General features: G+C 65.5%; 18 protein-coding genes. 3 read left to right on the forward strand and 15 right to left on the reverse strand.

Features of this window, described 5'->3' with window-relative positions; translation table 11 throughout:
* Window positions 1–130 precede the first annotated feature (130 nt).
* Together hemE and ACNQPL_RS07290 are read left to right on the forward strand one after the other, a co-directional pair.
* Complete coding sequence (hemE, locus tag ACNQPL_RS07285; RefSeq protein WP_346614146.1) at window positions 131–1195, forward strand: uroporphyrinogen decarboxylase; 1065 nt, start codon at window positions 131–133, stop codon at window positions 1193–1195.
* 113 nt (window positions 1196–1308) lie between these two features.
* Window positions 1309–1656: a NirD/YgiW/YdeI family stress tolerance protein gene (locus ACNQPL_RS07290; RefSeq protein ID WP_346614145.1), complete on the forward strand. Its 348-nt coding sequence runs from the start codon at window positions 1309–1311 to the stop codon at window positions 1654–1656.
* A 138-nt stretch (window positions 1657–1794) separates the two neighbouring features.
* Here ACNQPL_RS07290 and ACNQPL_RS07295 read toward each other — a convergent pair whose 3' ends face one another.
* On the reverse strand, window positions 1795–3039 hold the full coding sequence (locus ACNQPL_RS07295) for an MFS transporter (protein ID WP_416466314.1): 1245 nt from the start codon (window positions 3037–3039) through the stop codon (window positions 1795–1797).
* 109 nt (window positions 3040–3148) lie between these two features.
* Here ACNQPL_RS07295 and ACNQPL_RS07300 point away from each other — a divergent pair, with 109 nt between their 5' ends.
* Window positions 3149–4042, forward strand: a complete 894-nt coding sequence (locus ACNQPL_RS07300; protein ID WP_416466315.1) for a LysR substrate-binding domain-containing protein — start codon at window positions 3149–3151, stop codon at window positions 4040–4042.
* Between the two features lies 1 nt (window position 4043).
* Here ACNQPL_RS07300 and ACNQPL_RS07305 read toward each other — a convergent pair whose 3' ends face one another.
* The 14 genes from ACNQPL_RS07305 to ACNQPL_RS07370 form a co-directional block, all read right to left on the reverse strand.
* Window positions 4044–5270 (reverse strand): beta-ketoacyl-ACP synthase, encoded by a 1227-nt coding sequence (locus tag ACNQPL_RS07305; protein ID WP_346614143.1) that lies wholly within the window; start codon window positions 5268–5270, stop codon window positions 4044–4046.
* Window positions 5270–5998, reverse strand: a complete 729-nt coding sequence (gene fabG / locus ACNQPL_RS07310; RefSeq protein WP_346614142.1) for a 3-oxoacyl-ACP reductase FabG — start codon at window positions 5996–5998, stop codon at window positions 5270–5272. Before fabG ends, ACNQPL_RS07305 begins: the two co-directional genes overlap by 1 nt.
* The gene (locus ACNQPL_RS07315; protein ID WP_346614141.1) at window positions 5991–6461 is read right to left on the reverse strand and encodes a hotdog family protein; all 471 of its coding nucleotides are present in this window, start codon (window positions 6459–6461) and stop codon (window positions 5991–5993) included. Before ACNQPL_RS07315 ends, fabG begins: the two co-directional genes overlap by 8 nt.
* Window positions 6458–7651, reverse strand: coding sequence for a beta-ketoacyl-[acyl-carrier-protein] synthase family protein (locus ACNQPL_RS07320; protein ID WP_416466316.1), 1194 nt, complete (start codon window positions 7649–7651; stop codon window positions 6458–6460). Before ACNQPL_RS07320 ends, ACNQPL_RS07315 begins: the two co-directional genes overlap by 4 nt.
* A complete protein-coding gene (locus ACNQPL_RS07325) occupies window positions 7648–8133 on the reverse strand; it encodes a hypothetical protein (RefSeq protein ID WP_346614139.1) in 486 nt (161 codons plus the stop codon). The genes ACNQPL_RS07320 and ACNQPL_RS07325 overlap by 4 nt, the downstream gene beginning before the upstream one ends.
* Window positions 8130–10478, reverse strand: a complete 2349-nt coding sequence (locus tag ACNQPL_RS07330) for an MMPL family transporter (protein WP_416466317.1) — start codon at window positions 10476–10478, stop codon at window positions 8130–8132. The genes ACNQPL_RS07325 and ACNQPL_RS07330 overlap by 4 nt, the downstream gene beginning before the upstream one ends.
* A complete protein-coding gene (locus tag ACNQPL_RS07335) occupies window positions 10450–11055 on the reverse strand; it encodes an outer membrane lipoprotein carrier protein LolA (RefSeq protein WP_416466339.1) in 606 nt (201 codons plus the stop codon). Before ACNQPL_RS07335 ends, ACNQPL_RS07330 begins: the two co-directional genes overlap by 29 nt.
* Before the next feature lie 74 nt (window positions 11056–11129).
* Entirely contained in the window at window positions 11130–11555 is a 426-nt protein-coding gene (locus ACNQPL_RS07340; RefSeq protein WP_416466318.1) for an acyl-CoA thioesterase, read from the reverse strand.
* Window positions 11548–13092 carry an HAL/PAL/TAL family ammonia-lyase gene (locus ACNQPL_RS07345; RefSeq protein WP_416466319.1) on the reverse strand — a complete coding sequence of 515 codons (1545 nt, stop codon included), beginning with the start codon at window positions 13090–13092 and terminating at the stop codon, window positions 11548–11550. Before ACNQPL_RS07345 ends, ACNQPL_RS07340 begins: the two co-directional genes overlap by 8 nt.
* Entirely contained in the window at window positions 13073–14005 is a 933-nt protein-coding gene (locus tag ACNQPL_RS07350) for a glycosyl transferase (RefSeq protein ID WP_416466320.1), read from the reverse strand. The genes ACNQPL_RS07345 and ACNQPL_RS07350 overlap by 20 nt, the downstream gene beginning before the upstream one ends.
* Window positions 14002–14736, reverse strand: a complete 735-nt coding sequence (locus ACNQPL_RS07355) for a glycosyltransferase family 2 protein (RefSeq protein WP_346614221.1) — start codon at window positions 14734–14736, stop codon at window positions 14002–14004. Before ACNQPL_RS07355 ends, ACNQPL_RS07350 begins: the two co-directional genes overlap by 4 nt.
* Window positions 14729–16408: an AMP-binding protein gene (locus ACNQPL_RS07360; protein WP_416466321.1), complete on the reverse strand. Its 1680-nt coding sequence runs from the start codon at window positions 16406–16408 to the stop codon at window positions 14729–14731. The genes ACNQPL_RS07355 and ACNQPL_RS07360 overlap by 8 nt, the downstream gene beginning before the upstream one ends.
* Window positions 16405–16947 carry a hypothetical protein gene (locus ACNQPL_RS07365; RefSeq protein ID WP_416466323.1) on the reverse strand — a complete coding sequence of 181 codons (543 nt, stop codon included), beginning with the start codon at window positions 16945–16947 and terminating at the stop codon, window positions 16405–16407. The genes ACNQPL_RS07360 and ACNQPL_RS07365 overlap by 4 nt, the downstream gene beginning before the upstream one ends.
* Entirely contained in the window at window positions 16944–17198 is a 255-nt protein-coding gene (locus tag ACNQPL_RS07370) for an acyl carrier protein (RefSeq protein ID WP_346614131.1), read from the reverse strand. Before ACNQPL_RS07370 ends, ACNQPL_RS07365 begins: the two co-directional genes overlap by 4 nt.
* Between the last annotated feature and the right edge of the window lie 8 nt (window positions 17199–17206).

Genomic DNA, 17206 nt, shown 5'->3' on the forward strand with positions numbered 1-17206 from the left:
GGTTGTACTGGGTTTTGTATACAAAATCTATTGATCCAGGACATACCGATAGACAAAAGGCACGGCAATCAGCCGTGCCTTTTCTTTGTGCGTCTGAGAAAATGCCTGCACTTTTTTGCCGGATGCCGACATGACTGCCCTGAAGAACGATCGTTTCCTGCGTGCACTGCTCAAGCAACCCGTAGACGTCACCCCGGTGTGGATGATGCGCCAGGCCGGCCGCTACTTGCCGGAATACCGCGCCAGCCGCGCCAAGGCCGGCGACTTCATGAGCCTGTGCATGAACCCGCAGTTCGCCTGCGAGGTTACCTTGCAGCCGCTGGACCGCTACCCGCTGGATGCGGCGATCCTGTTCTCGGACATCCTCACCATCCCCGACGCCATGGGCCTTGGCCTGTACTTCGAGACCGGCGAAGGCCCGCGTTTCAAGAAGGTCATCAGCACACCGGCCGACATCGAGGCGCTGCAGGTACCTGATCCGCAGAAAGACCTCGGTTATGTAATGGACGCGGTCAGCACCATCCGTCGCGAGCTCAATGGCCGCGTGCCGCTGATCGGCTTCTCCGGCAGCCCTTGGACCCTGGCCACCTACATGGTCGAAGGCGGCTCGTCCAAGGACTTCCGCAAGACCAAGGCGATGGCCTACGACAACCCGCAAGCCCTGCATATGCTGCTGGACAAGCTGGCCCAGTCGGTCACCAGCTACCTCAACGGCCAGATCCTTGCGGGTGCCCAGGCAGTGCAGATCTTCGACACCTGGGGTGGCAACCTGTCGGCGGCGGCCTACCAGGAGTTCTCCCTGGCCTACATGCGCAAGATCGTCAGCGGTCTGATCCGCGAGCACGAAGGGCGCAAGGTGCCGGTGATCCTCTTCACCAAGAACGGCGGCCTGTGGCTGGAAAGCATTGCCGAAGCCGGTGCCGACGCCCTGGGCCTGGACTGGACTTGCGAAATCGGCGACGCCCGCCGCCGTGTGGGTGACAAGGTGGCCCTGCAGGGCAACATGGACCCGACCGTGCTGTATGCCAAGCCAGAGGCCATCCGCCAGGAAGTCGCGCGTATCCTCGCCAGCTACGGCAAGGGCACCGGCCACGTGTTCAACCTGGGGCACGGCATTACTCCGGAAGTCGATCCGGAGCACGCAGGTGTGTTCATCAATGCTGTGCACGAACTGTCGGCGCAATACCACCAGTGATCTGATGTCCCAACAACGAACCGGCCTGAGTGCCGGTTTTTTTTGCGTTAAGCTTCAATTCAGCGATCGTCGCTAATCTGGTCCCATCGAAACCCAAACAGGACCCGATCATCATGAAAACTCGTTACCTAGCACTGATCCTCGCCCCTTTCTTGAGCACCGCAGCCCTGGCGGCCGGCTACACCGGCCCGGGTGCCCAATCGGTCACCACCGTTGCCGCTGCCAATGATGCAGCCGATGACACTCCGGTAGTGCTGCAAGGCTTTGTGACCAAGAAGATCAACAACGACGACAAGTACGAATTCAAGGACAACACCGGCACCATCACCGTCGAGATCGACGATGAAGACCTGCCACCGACGCCGTTCAACGACAAGACCAAGGTCAAGCTGACCGGTGAGGTGGAGAAGCACCTGATGAGCCGTGAAGTGGATGTGGATATTGTCGAGATCATCAACTGATCTGAGGGCCCAATCGCCGGCAAGCCGGCTCCCACAGGGTGGACTGCCTCCAAGAAGTTGGACACTAATCCAACACTTGGGCGCAGTCGAAATTGTGGGAGCCGGCTTGCCGGCGATGGGCTGCATGGCAGCCCCGTATCAGGCAGTCTTTGGTGCAAGCCTGCTCAACTTCATAGCCACCAGCAACGCCACCGCCAGCAAGCTGCCAATGAACAGCCCGATCCCGTTCCAGCCCCACTGGTGCCAGAACACTCCACCGGCCGTCCCGGCCACACTCGACCCTGCGTAATAGCAGAACAGGTACAGCGACGAGGCCTGCCCTTTGGCCTTCAGCGCCCGGCGCCCAATCCAACTGCTGGCCACCGAATGCGCGCCAAAGAAGCCGAAGGTGAACACCAGCATGCCGAGGATCACCAGCACCAGCGGTGATGCCAAGGTCATCAGCAAGCCGCCCGCCATTACCAGGATACTGGCCCAGAACACCTTGCGCCGGCCCAGTTTGTCAGCCAGGGCGCCGACTTGCGCCGAGCTGTAGATACCCGACAGGTAGACCACCGAGAGCAAGCCGACCAGCGCCTGGTTCATGTGGTAGGGCTCTGCCAGCAGGCGGTAGCCGATGTAGTTGAACAGTGTGACGAAGGCGCCCATCAGCAGGAAGGCTTCGAGGAACAGCCAGGGCAGGCCGGCGTCCTTGAAGTGCATGACGAAGCCGTCCAGCAGGCTGCGCGGGTGCAGCGTCTGGGCGCGGAAATTGCGCGATTCGGGCAGCACTTTCCAGAACACCAGTGCCGCGCCCAAGGCCAGGCCACCGATGGTCAGCATTGCCGTGTGCCAGCTGACGAAATCGATCAGTACGCCGGTGATCAGCCGGCCGCTCATGCCACCAATGGCGTTGCCACCAATGTACAAACCCATGGCCAGGCCGATGTGCTGTGGGTGGATCTCTTCGCTCAGGTAGGTCATTGCCACTGCCGCCAGCCCGCTTAGCGACAGGCCGACCAGCGCCCGTGCGGCGAGTACACCTTCCCAGGTTGGCATCACCGCGCTGACCATGGTCGATAACGCCGCGCAGAGCAGCGCGAACACCATCACCGGCTTGCGCCCGATGCGGTCGGAGATCGGCCCGGTGACCAGCAAACCGAATGCCAGCATCCCGGTCGATACCGACAACACCAGGCTGCTCTGGGCGGCATTGATCGAAAACTCCTGCGACAGCAACGGCATCATCGGCTGTACGCAGTACAGCAGGGCGAAGGTGGCGAAGCCGCCGCTGAACAGGGCCAGCACGGTTTTCATGAAGGCAGGGGTGCCTTTTTCGATCCAGATGTCGTGCAACGGAGCAGGGTCGGGGTCGGCGGGGAGGGTGGATACAGCAGTTTTCACGGGCGGGTACCTCTGGCGCAATGAAAAAAGCATATAGCTGGCTAATGATTACATCCAATATATTGTTCGACCTATTTAAGACGTTTCACGACCTGTTCCGGAGGCAGACATGGAACTGCGCCACCTGCGGTATTTCATCGCGGTTGCCGAAGAGCTGCATTTTGGCCGCGCGGCCCAGCAGCTGGGCATTTCCCAGCCACCCCTGAGCCAACAGATCCAGGCCTTGGAGCAGGAGCTGGGGGCACGCCTGTTCGAGCGTACCAACCGTCGGGTCGAACTGAGTGAGGCCGGCCGGCTGTTTCTGGAGGAGGCGCGCCAGGTGCTGGCGCAGGTGGAGAAAGCCGCTGATGTGGCGCGCCGAGCGCAATTGGGCGAGCTGGGCGAGATGAAGATCGGCTTTACCTCGTCGGCGCCGTTCACCTCGAAAATCCCCAAGGCTATCCATGCGTTTCGCCAGCGCTTCCCGGCCGTGCACCTGAACCTCAAGGAGATGAGCAGCCGCGACGTGGCCGAAGGCGTGTTCGACGAGTCCATCGAGGTCGGGCTGATGCGGCCCATGCCGCTGCCCGATGGCCTGGTGGCCACCGAACTTTTCCGCGAGCCGCTGGTAGCGGTGATCAATGCTTCGCATCCGCTGGCCGAGGGCACCGAGCACGGTGTACACATGGCGGCGCTGGCCCATGAACCGTTCGTGTTCTTCCCGCGCAGCTATGGCAGCGGGCTGCACGCGCAGCTGTTGAGCCTGGCCCGGCAGGCGGGTTTCAGCCCGCATTTTGCTCAGGAGGCAGGCGAGGCGATGACCATCATCGGTCTGGTGTCGGCGGGGTTGGGGGTTTCGGTGTTGCCTGCCTCGTTCCAGCGCATGCGCATCGAAGGGGTGGTGTACCGCACCTTGCTGGATGAGGGCGCAATGTCGGCGGTGTGGCTGGTGCAGCGAGAGCGCGGCGCATCGACGATGGCCAAAGCCTTCGCCGAGCTGCTTACCGGGTTGATGACCAGCTGACTCACGCCCAGCGACGGAAAATCAGCGAGGTGTTCACCCCGCCAAAGGCGAAGTTGTTGTTCATCACATACTCATTGCTCATCACGCGGAAATCACCCATCAGGTAGTCCAGTTCGCCGCACAAGGGGTCGACCTGATCGAGGTTGAGGGTGTGCACGTAGCGGTCGCTGTTCAGCATTTCGATGCTGAACCACGACTCCAGCGCCCCGCAGGCTCCCAGGGTATGGCCGAGGAAGCTCTTTTGCGAGCTGATTGGCATGCGTGGGCCGAACAGGCTGCTGGTGGCCTGGGTTTCGGCAATGTCGCCCTGCTCGGTGGCGGTGCCATGGCCGTTGACGTAGCCGATGGCCTCGGCGGCCAGCCCAGCATCGTCCAGTGCCAGTTGCATGGCCCGGCCCATGGTGACCTGCTCGGGCCGGGTGATGTGCTGGCCGTCGGCATTGCTGCCGAAACCGACCACTTCGGCATGGATCTTCGCCCCCCGGGCCAGCGCGTGCTCGAGTTCTTCCAGCACCAGCATGCCGCCACCTTCACCGATCACCAGCCCATCCCGGCCGACGTCGTAAGGCCGCGGGGTCAATTGCGGCGTGTCGTTTTTCAGGCTGGTGGCGTACAGCGCATCGAACACCATCGCCTCGGTGGGGCATAGCTCCTCGGCCCCACCGGCAAGCATTAGCGGCAGGCGGCCGTACTTGATCGCCTCGTAGGCGTAGCCCACGCCTTGGCTGCCGCTGGTGCAGGCGCTGGACGTAGGGATCAGGCGCCCGGTAAGGCCGAAGAAGATGCTGATGTTGGCCGCCGTGGTGTGCGGCATCATGCGCACATAGGAGTTGGCGTTCAGGCCATCGGCCACCGAGTTCATCAGCATGTTGCCGAACGTCTTGATCTCGTCGGTGCTGCCGGTGGACGAGCCACAGGCCACGCCCATGCGCCCGTCGCGGATACTTGGGTCGTCCAGCAGGCCGGCGTCGGCCAGGGCCCGTTCGGCGGCGGCAACCGCCAGGCGGGAGACCCGGCCCATGCTGCGCAGCTGCTTGCGGGTCCAGTGGCTGGGCACTTCAAAGCCGTCGATCGGGCCGGCCAGGCGAGTATTGAGCTCGGCAAAGCGGTCCCACTCATGCATGCGGCGGATGCCGCTGCGCTGCCCGGCAAAGTGCCCGGCGATGGTGGCCCAGTCGTTGCCCAGGGCCGTAATGCCGGCCATGCCGGTGACCACGACGCGGCGCATCAGCACAACCCCCCATTGACCGCCAGCACCTGGCGGGTGATGTAGGCCGCCTCTGGCGACATCAGGAAGTTCACCGCGCCGGCCACTTCTTCAGGGGTGCCCATGCGCCCGGCGGGGATCATCTTCAGTAATTCGTCCACGGGCACGTGCTCGTCGAGCATGGCGGTGTCGATCAGCCCGGGTGCCACGCAGTTGACGGTGATCCTGCGTTTGCCCAGCTCGATCGCCAGCGCCTTGGCCGCGCCGATCAGCCCCGCCTTGGAGGCGCTGTAGTTGACCTGGCCGCGGTTGCCAATCAAGCCGGACACCGAAGTGATACAGACGATGCGGCCGGGGGCGCGGCGGCGGATCATCGGCATGGTCAGCGGCTGCAGCACGTTGAAAAAACCATCGAGGTTGGTCCGCATCACCAGGTCCCAGTCGTCTTCGCTCAGCCCCGGAAACGCGCCGTCACGGGTCAGGCCTGCGTTGCACACCACGCCGTAGTAGGCCCCGTGGCTTTCCACATCCTGCTCCAGGATGGCCTTGCACGCTGCGCGGTCGGCGACATCGAACTGCAGTACCCGTGCCTGCTGGCCCAGTTCGCCAATTTGCGCAGCGACGGCATCGGCTTCGGCGCGGCCGCTGCGGCAATGCAGCACCAGGTCGTAGCCGGCTTGTGCCAGGCGCAAGGCGATGGCCCGGCCGATGCCTCGGCTGGAGCCTGTGACCAGAATGGTGTCAGTCATGGGTTGGATCCTCAGGGCCGGCTTCTGCCAGAAAACGGGCAGGTTGCGGCGGGGTATAGACATTCAGCCGGGCGCTGGCGTGGACGCCTGGGCCGCGCAGGTGGCATTCGAACACACCCATGCCGTTGTCGTCTTCCAGCGAGCGGATGGCGTGCACGTGCAACTCGGCACCGAGCGGAAAGTGTTCCACATCGCATTGGTATTTGCGCGTGCCGAGCAAAAAGCCCAGCGCGACCGGCTGGCCGTTGCGGCGCGCGCGGCAACCGGCAAAGGCCGCCACGCTTTGCGCCATCAGTTCGATACCGAACCAGGCCGGCAGGCTGCCGTCGGCGCGGTTGAACAGGCCGCCCTGGCGCACCATGGTACGCGTGTGGATCTGCTCGTCGTCGCAGCTGTCCACCTGATCGATCAGGATCATCTCGCCGGCGTGGGGCAACAGCTCGGCCAGTGGCCAGGGGATCATGGTGCATCTCCGAGAATCAGGCTGACATTGTTGCCGCCGAAGGCGAACGAGTTGCTCATCAACCGGCGCGGCCGCTCAGTGGCCAGACGATGCTGCGCAGTCACCAGTTCGAGTGCCGGCAGCAGCGGGTCGGCCTGGCCGTCCCACACATGCGGCGGCAGCAGGCCAAGCGGGTTATGCCCGCTGAGTATCAACCAGCAGAATGCCGCTTCCAGTGCGCCCGCAGCCCCCAGGGTATGGCCGGTCAGGGGTTTGCTCGAAGAGCATGGCAAGCCGGCACCGAACAGGCGGTGCACAGCGTGGCTTTCCATGGCGTCGTTGTGCGCCGTGGCGGTGCCGTGCAGGTTCAGGTAGCCGATCTGCGCAGGTGTGAGGCCTGCATTGTCGAGGGCTTTGGCCATGGCTTGCAAGGCGCCGTTACCGGTGGGGTCCGGTGCCGAAATGTGGTGGGCATCGGAGCTGGCGCCGGCGCCCAGCAAGGCCACGGACGGGCCGTTTGCATGGCCTTCGCGGGCCATCAGGAACAGGGCTGCCGCTTCACCGATGTTGATCCCGTCGCGGTTGGCCGAGAAGGGGTTGCAACGTTGCTCGCTGACCGCTTCCAGGGCGCTGAAACCGTTGAGCGTCAGGCCGCACAGGGTGTCCACGCCACCGCACAGCACGGCATCGCACACCCCCAGTTGGAGCAGCCGGCGTGCGCTCATCATGGCCCGGCCACTGGACGTGCAGGCGGTGGAAATGACATAGGCCGGCCCGCTCAGCTGCAGCCAGTCGGCGAGAAACTCGGCAGGTGCGCTCAGCGCCTGCTGGTCGTAGCGGTAGTGCGCGGGAAACTGGCCGGCTTGCAGGTAATGGGCGATATCTGCGCTGGCCTCGTCGATGCCCGAGGTGCTGGTGCCGAGGACCACGGCGATGCGGTGTGCGCCATGACGCGCGATGGCTGCCCGGATGGCCGGCTCTATCTGCAAGGCTGCGGCATACAGCAGCTGGTTGTTGCGGCTGTGATGGTCAGCCAGTGGCAGTGCAGGGAGTGCAACGCGCACCGCACCGACCGGTGGGCAGCGCCCGGGAACCCAACCGGCATCGGCTTGCATGCCTGAGCAATCGCCGGCCAACAGGCGGGCGGTGATTTCGGCCTGGCCGCGACCAAGCGCACAGACCAGGCCCAAGGCATTGAGGTAGGGGGTCATGGCGTGTGCTCGCTGGGCATGGGGTCGACTTGATAACTCAGGCCCTGGTCGAGGTTCAAGTCGAACCCGTGCGCGGTCCGGTAATTGACCTGCCAGCGCTCCCCCAGCCAGCGGCGCTGGCCCTGCTGGCGCGCACCGGGGTAGAGCTGTGGCAACTGCGCGGCGGGCGTCAGGGCGAATAGCACGGCGGCGAACAGCTCCCGTGCGGCCGGGTTGGGGGGTAGCAGGCCGTCGGCCTGCCACTGCTGGCTGTCGAGCAACTGGCGTGCCTGGGGAATGCCCAGCAGGTCGAGCAGCGACCAGCGCAGGCGATGGTCTTCGCGCTGTATCACCAGCAGCCAGTCCTGACGCTGCCCGGCCTGCTCACGCAGCACATGCAACTGCTGTGGCAGTTCGAGCGTCGGCGCCTGTGTCGGCAGGGGGGGATGAGCGGCGCAGGCACCGAGCAACAGGCACAGAGCGAGGGTGGTCAGGTATTTCATTTGCGCTCCTGTTTGGCATGCGCCTTATCGCGTTGAGCGGCCCAGGGCGCCAGCAGGAAGCTGAACGCCAGGCCCAGGCTTACCGCCAGGCCGAAGTTGCTGACGGCTGGCGTGGCAGACAGCGCCAGCAGGCCAAATGAAAGCCAGGTGGTGAGTGCTGCCAGCAGCGTGCCGAGCAGGCTCACGGCAGGCCCACCGATATGTTCGTGCATGAGGATGGCGTAGTCGACGCTGATGGCCGTCACCAACAGCAGGCCGAACAGGCTGAACAGGGTCAAGGGGTGGCCCAGCCAGCCCAGGCACGCCAGGCTGCACAGCGCCGCCAACAGCGGCAGGGCGACAATACGCAGTGCGCCGCGCAGGCCGAACGGCAGCACCAGCAGCACCAGGATCAGCACGCAGGACAACAGCTTGAGCTCGGCGGCACTCACCTGGGTGGCGGCAAACAGTTGGTTCAGCTCGCCCAGACGGTCCACCAGTTGCACGCCGTCGAGGTCTTCGACCTGCAAGCGCAACAACGCCGTGTCGCCCAGGCCCTGCAAGCTGACGATGGCCGCCACGCCAGCGCCGTCTTCGCCCAGCCACAGCGGCCGCCACGCCTCACCCAAAGGCCCCGCCAGCAGCTGTTCGATGCGCTGCGTTGGCAATTGCTGCAAGTGTTGCAGCTCGGCCTGCAACGCCGCTTGTGGCACGCCCAGGTTCAACAACGGCTGCCAATGCTGTGGCAGCACCGCCAAGGCCTGGCGTGCCTGGGCCTGTTGTGCCGGGCTGGCGGCCAGCTGGCCGAGGCTCATGTAGCCCTTCAGCTTGCCCAGTTCGACCAGCTCATCGAGCTTGGCCGACAGCAGGCTCAGGCGTTCGAGCAACTGTTGCTGATCGGCGCCACGCACCAGGTAGAACTGGCTGGTGGGCTGGTAACCGGTAATGCGCGCAACGGCCTGCGCTTCTTCCAGCAACTGCGGGGGGCTGGCAACCCATTGGCGGATGTCGTTATGGCTGCCCAGGCGCAACAAGCCGGCAGCACAGAACCCCATCAGCAGCCCCAGCAGCACACCACTGGGCACTCTGCGCAGCAGCCGTTCGCGCCAGCGGGTGAGCGTTTCGGCAACTTGCAGGGGCCAGTGTGGCGGGTGCAGCTGCACGCCGGCGAGCAGCGCCGGTAGCAGGCACACCGCGCTCAGGTAGGCACCCACCAGGCCTGCGGCCGAGAAGGCGGCTATCTGCGTCAGTGCTGGGAACGGTGTGAACGCCAAGGCCAGGTAGCCGATGCAGCTGGTCGCCAGGCTCAGGCTCATGCCTGGCAGGGTCAGGCGTACGGCCTGCCAGCTGCGCCATGGCTTCAGGCTCCAGCTCTTGGACAGGTAGTGCAGCGGGTAATCCACCGCCACGCCGATCAGGCTCGAGCCCAGGACCAGCGTCATCACATGCATCTGGCCGAACAGCGCCACGCACACCACCGAACCGAACAGCATGCCCACCAGCACCGGCACGAATGCCAGCAGCGCCTGCCAGCGGCGCAAGGCCAGCAGCAACAGCAGCACGATGCCCAGGGTCGCCCCCCCGCCGACCCAAGTGATTTCACGGCTGGCCTGCTGCTGGCCGGCTGCCGCATGCAGCAGGCCACTGGCGGCCAGCAGGTGTGCACCGGCCTGGCCGGCCTGCGCGCGGGCGGTGGCGAGCAGGTCGGCGACCTGCAGCGGCAAGTGGAGGTCGAAGGCATTGCCCAGGGTGCGTGCGCGCAGCAGTACCCAATGCTGGCCCTCAGCCTCGGCGATCAGCGCACCGCTGGCAGTGTCCAGCGTCACGTTGGCAGGCTTGGGCTGGCTGTTCTGGATACGCCCTGTCAGGCCCAGCCAGTCATCCTGGCTGGGCACCAGGCTGAAGCCGGCGAAGGGGTCGAACAGGCTTTGCACGCGCTGTTCGACAAAGGCGTCGGGTTGTTCGATCAGCTGCTGGCGATCGGCGGCCGCAAGCATCGCCAGCCGGCCTTGCAGCAGCTGGTCGCGCACGGCCTGCAGGTCGGTCTGCAGGCTCCACTGGACTTTCTCGAACAGCCCGCTGGCCTGCCATTGCCCCGCCAGTGTCTGCGCCACGGCCAGCGCCTGCTGGCGGTCGCGGTGGCCTACCAGTACCAGCAGCTCGCGGTTGAGCGGCTCCTGCATGCGTTGTTCGGCACGCTTGAGTAGCGGGTCCTCGGTGGCGCCGGGGACCAGTGTCATTAGGTCGGCCGACAAGGGCGCCGCGCGGTGCCACTGCCAGCCGGCGATGACGAGCATGACCAGTAGCAGCCCCACGAAGAGGCGCGGCAACAGGCGTTCAGTCGGCAAAGTCACTGCGCTCCGCATCGCTCAGCGCGGCGGCGCTGCGGCTTTCGGGCATGCGCAGCACGGTGCTGTCGCCCTGGGTTTCGCTCAGTTCGATGCGTTCGACAAACTGCCCGCCGCTGATATCGATGCGTGTGAATACCTGCCTGAGCAGCAGCGAACGCGGCGTCAGCTGCAGTTGCCACTGCTGCGCGGTACCCGTCAGGGCCAGCTCGAAGTCCCGTTGCAGGCCACTGCTGTCGCCTTGCAGCACGGCGAAGAACAAGCGGTTCTGCTCGGCCCCGGCGCTGCGGCTTGGCAGCGTTTGCCAGCCACTGGGGTCACGCCGGGCGATGCCGTTGGCATCGATGCGGTAATCCTGGCGCAGCGGTGTTTGCAGCAGCCACAGCAGGCCATGGTCGCGGGCGAGCACGAAGCGGCCCTTGCTCAGCAGCGGCTGGGGCAGGGCGCGCAGGTGTTTTTCCTGGATGAACGGGCCGCTGACCACGGCGGGTTTGCTGAGCTGCTTTTGCAGGTCTTCGAGGCCGAAGGCGAAGGTCAAGGGGCTTATGAGCATTAACAGCAGTGCACAGAAAAACGGGCCTACGCTGCAGGCCATCGCTGGCAAGCCGGCTCCCACAGGTACTGGGGTGCTCTTGAAGGCGGTGATCCGGCGATGACTTCGGTAAGCGTTCATGTAAGCACCTTGCGCACGGCATCGAGCATCACCTGCGGCGAGGCCAGCTGCATCTCGCCGCTTGCGATGTGCACGGCCACCTGCACGGTGCTGGCGCGGGTCATGCGTTCGCCGGTGTCGGCGTCGCTGATCAGGTAGTGGATCTTCAGGCGGTTCTCCCATTCCACCAGGCTGGCGCGAACGCTCAGGCGCTGGCCGAAGCTGGCGCCGCGGATATAACGCAGCTGCAGGTCGATCACCGGCCAGGCGTAACCGCTGGCCTGCATCTGCAGGTAGTTGTGCGCCAGGCGGTCGAGCAGCGCGCAGCGGGCGACTTCCAGGTATTTGACGTAGTGCCCGTGCCAGACGATGTGCATGCTGTCGACATCGAAAAAGGGCACGACGATTTCGCTGTCGACATGGAACACGCCGGGGTTACGCATGCAGCCTCCAGTGGCGTTCGCCGATGCGCTGCAGGCACAGGCGCAGGTCGCTTTCCAGGGCGCGGTCTTCGATGACCGGGGCAAAGTCTTCAAGCAAGGCTTCGTGCATCTTTGCCAGCGCGGGCGGCAGGGCGTGTGCCTGGCCTTGCCGGGTGCGCAGCCAGACGCCCTGGTTGGCAGCCAGCAGGCTGGCGGCGGCGACCTGCTCGGTCAACTCCAGCACGCGCAGGGCATCGCGCGCGGCGATGGTCCCCATGCTCACCTTGTCCTGGTTGTGGCACTCGGTGGAGCGCGAGAACACGCTGGCCGGCATGGTCTGTTTGAGGGCCTCGGCTGTCCAGGCGCTGGCGCCGATCTGCACGGCCTTGAAGCCATGGTTGAGCATCGCCCGGTCTGGGTTGGCACCGGACAGGTTGCTCGGCAAACCATGGTTGTAGCGGGTGTCGACCAGTAGCGCGAGCTGCCGGTCGAGCAGGTCGGCGACGTTGGCCACCAGGGTCTTGAGGCTGTCCATGGCGAAGGCGATATGGCCGCCGTAGAAGTGCCCGCCATGCAGCACCCGCTCGGCGTCGCCGTCGATGATCGGGTTGTCGTTGGCGCTGTTGAGTTCGGTTTCGATGAAGCCGCGCAGCCAGCCCAGGCTGTCGGCCAGCACGCCCAGCACATGTGGCGCGCAGCGCAGCGAGTAGCGGTCCTGCAGGCGGTGCAGCGGCGGCAGCGGGGCGTCGATGGCGAGGTCCTGGCGCAGCCAGGCGGCGACCTGGGTCTGCCCGGGGTGCGGTTTGGCGGCGAACAGGCGTTCGTCGAAGTGCTCCGGGTTGCCCTGCAGGCCGATGACGTTCAGCGCGGTAATGCGCGTGGCCAGTTGCAGCAGATAGTCGGCGCGGGCAAAGGCCAGGCAGGCCAGGCCGGTCATCACTGCGGTGCCGTTCATCAGCGCCAAGGCTTCCTTGGGCCGCAGCACCAGCGGCTGCCAGCCCAGTTCGCGGTGCACATCGGCACTGCTGCGGCGCTGGCCTTGGTACATCACTTCGCGCTCGCCGGACAGGGTTGCGGCAACGTAAGACAGCGGCGTCAGGTCGCCACTGGCCCCCACCGAGCCCTCTTCGGGGATCAGCGGCAGGATGTCGTAGGCCAGAAAGTCGCGCAGCCGCTCCAGTAACTCCAGGCGCACGCCCGATACGCCGTGGCTCAGCGAGCGCAGGCGGGCAGCCAGCACGGCGCGGGTGGCTGGGGCTTCAAGCAGCTTGCCCAGGCCGCAGCCATGGAAGGTGTACAGGTGCCGTGGCAGGGCCTCGACGTGCTCCAGCGGCACGGCCACCACGCACGAGTCGCCATAGCCGGTGGTCACGCCGTAGATCACCCCTTCCTTGTCGAGCAAGGTGTCGAGAAAGCGTGCACCACGGGCGATGCGCTCGCGGTAGGCGGCGTCATCCTGCAGGCACACCGTGGCACGGCGTTCGGCCAGGGCCAGGACATCTTCGATTGCCAGCGGCGACTCGCCGAACGTTACAGGCTCATGCGGATGCATCGTCATCGGTCTTCCAGAAGGGGTAGAAATTGAACCACTGCAAAGGCGCTTGGGCACAGTAATGGCCCAAGCGTTCGGCATAGCGCCCGGCCCACTCGGCGACCACCTGATCGCGTTGGCTGCGGCGCCACTGCAGGCGCTCGGCAAAGGGTTCGAGGGTGATGCGGTAGCGGCCCTGGTGCTTGAGGCAGAACAACAGGTTGAGCGGGCATTCGAGCATGCCAGCCAGCAGCCAGGGGCCCTGCGGGAAGGCGGCCGGGTGGCCGAGGAAATCCACTTCGACCGTGCGCGCGCCATGCAACGGCACGCGATCGCCGGCGATCGCCAGCCACTCGCCACGCTCCAGGCGCTCGGCCAGTTGCAGCATGATCGCCGGGTCCAGCTCGCTGACCTGGATCAGCCGTACATTGCTCGCTCCGGCTTCACCCAACAGGCGGTTGAAGCGCTCGGCGTGGCGGGTATGCACCAGCACGTTCATCGGCACTTGCTCGCCGAGTTCGGCCAGCGCGCGGCATACCTCGAGGTTGCCCAGATGTGCGCCCACCAGCATTTGCCCCCGTTCACCGCGCAGCTGCTGGCGCAGCTCGCCCGGGTCGTCGATGTCGATGTCGGCCAGGCGCAGTTTGCCGTGCCACACGTCGAGCTTGTCCAACAGGGCATCGGCGAAGGCCATGAACTGGCGAAACACCTGCCAGTGGCTGGGGCGTGCGGTCTGCCCGCCGCTCCACTGGTGCAGGCGCTGCTGGTACTGCCAGGCGCTGCGCCGGGCGCGGCGGCCAAACAGGAAAAAGTAGGCGACGATCAGGTGAATCAGCGGGCTCAGCGCACGACGGCCGAGCAGGCGCAGCAGTGCAGCGGTCAGCTTCATCAGCCAGAAGCTGCCGCGTTCCTGTTGATCGGCCCAGTGTCGCTCGCTCATCGGCACCACCTGCGCCAGAGGATTCGAGGGGCGCGCACGAGCATGCCGAAGAACAGCTTGGCGTGCATTTTCGAGATCAGGGCGTTGTCGTGGACCAGGCGGAAATGCGAGCGGCCATCCTGCGGGTAGTGCACCCGTGTCGGCAGCCAGCGCATGGGCTGTTCGCGCCACGCCAGGCGCACCAGGATCTCGGGGTCGAAGTCCATACGCCTGCCCAATGCGACGCTGTCGATCAGCGCCAGGGTGGCGGGCAACGGGTAGACCCGAAAGCCGCACATCGAATCGGGGATCTGCAACGACAGGCTGTTGATCCAGACCCACACATGGGTGAGGTAGCGGGCATACAGGCGGCCTTTCGGCACGCTGGCATCGTATTGTGGATAACCGCACACCAGCGCTTGTGGATAAGCCTGCGACTGGGCCAGGAACAGGCTGACGTCGGCCAGATCGTGCTGGCCATCGGCGTCCACCTGCAAGGCATGGCTGAACCCCAGCCGCGCCGCCTCACGCAGCCCGGCCATGACGGCGCCGCCCTTGCCCTGATTGGTGTTGAGGGTGACCAGGTGAACCTGCTCCTGTTCGGCCAACTGCTGCAATACCTGGGCGCACGGGGCATGGCTGGCGTCGTCGACCAGCACGCAGGGCAGGCCGGCATGCAACAGGTCGGCGACCACGGCGGGTATGGCCTGCTCGTGGTCGTACACCGGGATCACTGCGCAAGGCTTATGCACCATCAGCCTCCAGCAGGATACGGCCGCTGGAGCAGACCTGCCCGGCGCAGTGGTAGTTGAAGTACAGCTTGCTGCGTTCGGCGTCGAAGCGCAGCGTCAGCACCAATTCATCGCCTGGGCGCACCACGTGTTGGAACTTGAGCACTTCCATGCCGGCGAAACGATGAGCGGGGGTGAGCCGCTCACTGGCCAGGGCAATTACCCAGTCGATCTGCACCACGCCAGGCAGCACTGGGGTCTGTGGGAAATGGCCGGGGAAGCAGGCGAGGTCTGGCGGCACAGCCAGGCGCAGCTGCAGTTCATCGCCCTCCACGCTTTGACCCAGCACATCAGGTGCCATGCTGCGAGCGGCCAGCAGCAGCGCTTGCACCTCCGCCTGGGGCAGCTTGCCCTGGGCGTTGAGCGGTAGCTGGCGCAGCAGGCGCCAGCGCCGTGGCAGGGCGGTGGGGTCGCAGTGCCCATGCAGGTGCTCGCGCAAGCCAGCGATCAGGGCGCGCCGGCCTTGATTGCGCAAGGCGTGCAAGCCTGCAGGCGACAGCACCAGCAGGGCACCGAGGTAAGCCCGGCCTTGCTCGACCACGCCCAGGCGCGCTTCGCTGACCCAGGTGTGCTCGCACAGCAGTTGTTCGAGCAGGGGCAGGGAGATGCGTTTTTCTTCCAGTTTGACGATGCGGTCGAGGCGGCCGAGCAAGGTGAAGCGCCCGTCGGAGGTGATGTCGGCAGCATCGGCGCTGCATTCGACATGCCCGGCCGGCAAGTACGGTGAGGCGATGCACAGGGCGCCTTGTTCATCCTGGCTCAGTTGCACATCGGCAAACGGCCGCCACAGTGCTTCGCCCTGGCGCCAGGCGATACCGCCGGTCTCGGAGCTGCCCAGAATTTCCGTGGGCCATTGGCCCAGGCGCTGGTAAAGCTGTTGCGCCGCTTCGCCAGGCAGTTCGCCGCCCGAGGAGAACACTTTTTGCACCTGGCTCAAGGCCGGCCAGTCGAGGTTTTCGCCCATGCGCTTGAGCAGCGCCGGGCTGGCTACCCAGGCGAAGGCCGGGTGCGCTCGGCTGGCGCGTTGCAGGTCTTCGGGGAAGGGCAGTTGGCGCCGCTCGAAACCGCGCCCGGCACACAACGGCCAGAGCACGCGGAACAGCAGCCCGTAGATGTGCTGCGTGGCAACACTGCCGATGATCCAGGCCTGGCCCAGCGCCTCGCCCCACAAGCGCTCCAGCGCCAGGACCTCATTGGCCAGTTGGCGCAGTTGCTTGTCGATCCGCTTGGGCTCGCCGCTGGAGCCTGAAGTGCACAGGCTGATGCGACAGTGCTCCAGGTCCAGGTCGGCTGGGGCCAGTGGCGTGGCCTGCAGCTCGGCAATCGTCGTGTCGCCTGGCCTATCACTGAGCCACAGGTCGACCTGAGCGCTCCAGCGTGCGCGGGTGCCTGGCTGCAGGTCTGCCGGCAACAACACCTCGATGCCCGCGCGCCAGGCGCCGAGCAGTGCAATCGCCAGGTGCGCAGCGTCTTCCAGGTGTACCGCAATGCGCTTTACGCCGCGCTGCTGCAGGCCGCCCGCCAGGCGCAGGGCCTGCTCGCACAGTTCGGCATGTGCAAGCTCCGGCGCTTGGGTGATCAGGCGCGGCGCTGGCGAAGGCTGCAGCAGCTGTTCGAGGTTGATCCAGTTCATGGGCGCGCTCGCACACGTTGTCGGATTCGCCATTCGACGGCAAACAGCAGGCCCATGGCGGCATACGCAATCAGGCCGTTATACAGGGTCCACCAGCTCAGTGGCGCCCACAGGGTCAGGCCGGCGGCGATCAGGCCGTTGACCAGAAAGAAACCGCACCACACCTGGGTGACGCGCCGGGTGTAGCGCACCGCCCGGGGCGGCAACCGCGGTTCACGCAGGCGTGCCAGCCGTTCGGCCATCGGCATGCCGCGCAGCAGGCTGCTGCCGAACAGGGCCAGCAGGAAGCTGTTGACCAGCACCGGGTACCAGCGCAACAGCTGCGGGCTGTCGAACAGCCCCAGCAGCGCGCAGAAGCTCAGCGCCGCGACGGCCATCCATTGGCTGCCCGGGCGGCGGCTGCTCAGCGCACGGGCCAGCCATAGGGCGCCAAGCAGCAGGCCGAACTGCCACGGGGCGAAGTGGGCCATGCCGAAGTAGACGGCAAACGGATACAGCACACCGGCCAGCAGCAGGCCGAGGCCGACCAGGCGCTTCATGCCGCCGGGTTGACCAGGCGGAACACGGCTTCGACCACGTCATTGACGGTGCGCACCGACTTGAAGTCTTCGGCGGCGATTTTCTTGCCGGTCTGGCGCTTGATGTGGTCGAGCAGGTCGATGGCGTCGATGCTGTCGATTTCCAGGTCCTGGTACAGGTTGGATTGCAGGCTGATGCTAGCGGGGTCGAGTTCGAACAGTTCGACCAGGGCGTCGCTGAGGATGTGGTAGATGTCTTCGCGGGTTTGCATGGTGCGGT

This window comes from Pseudomonas sp. LFS044 (genome assembly GCF_047978245.1).
GTDB lineage: Bacteria > Pseudomonadota > Gammaproteobacteria > Pseudomonadales > Pseudomonadaceae > Aquipseudomonas.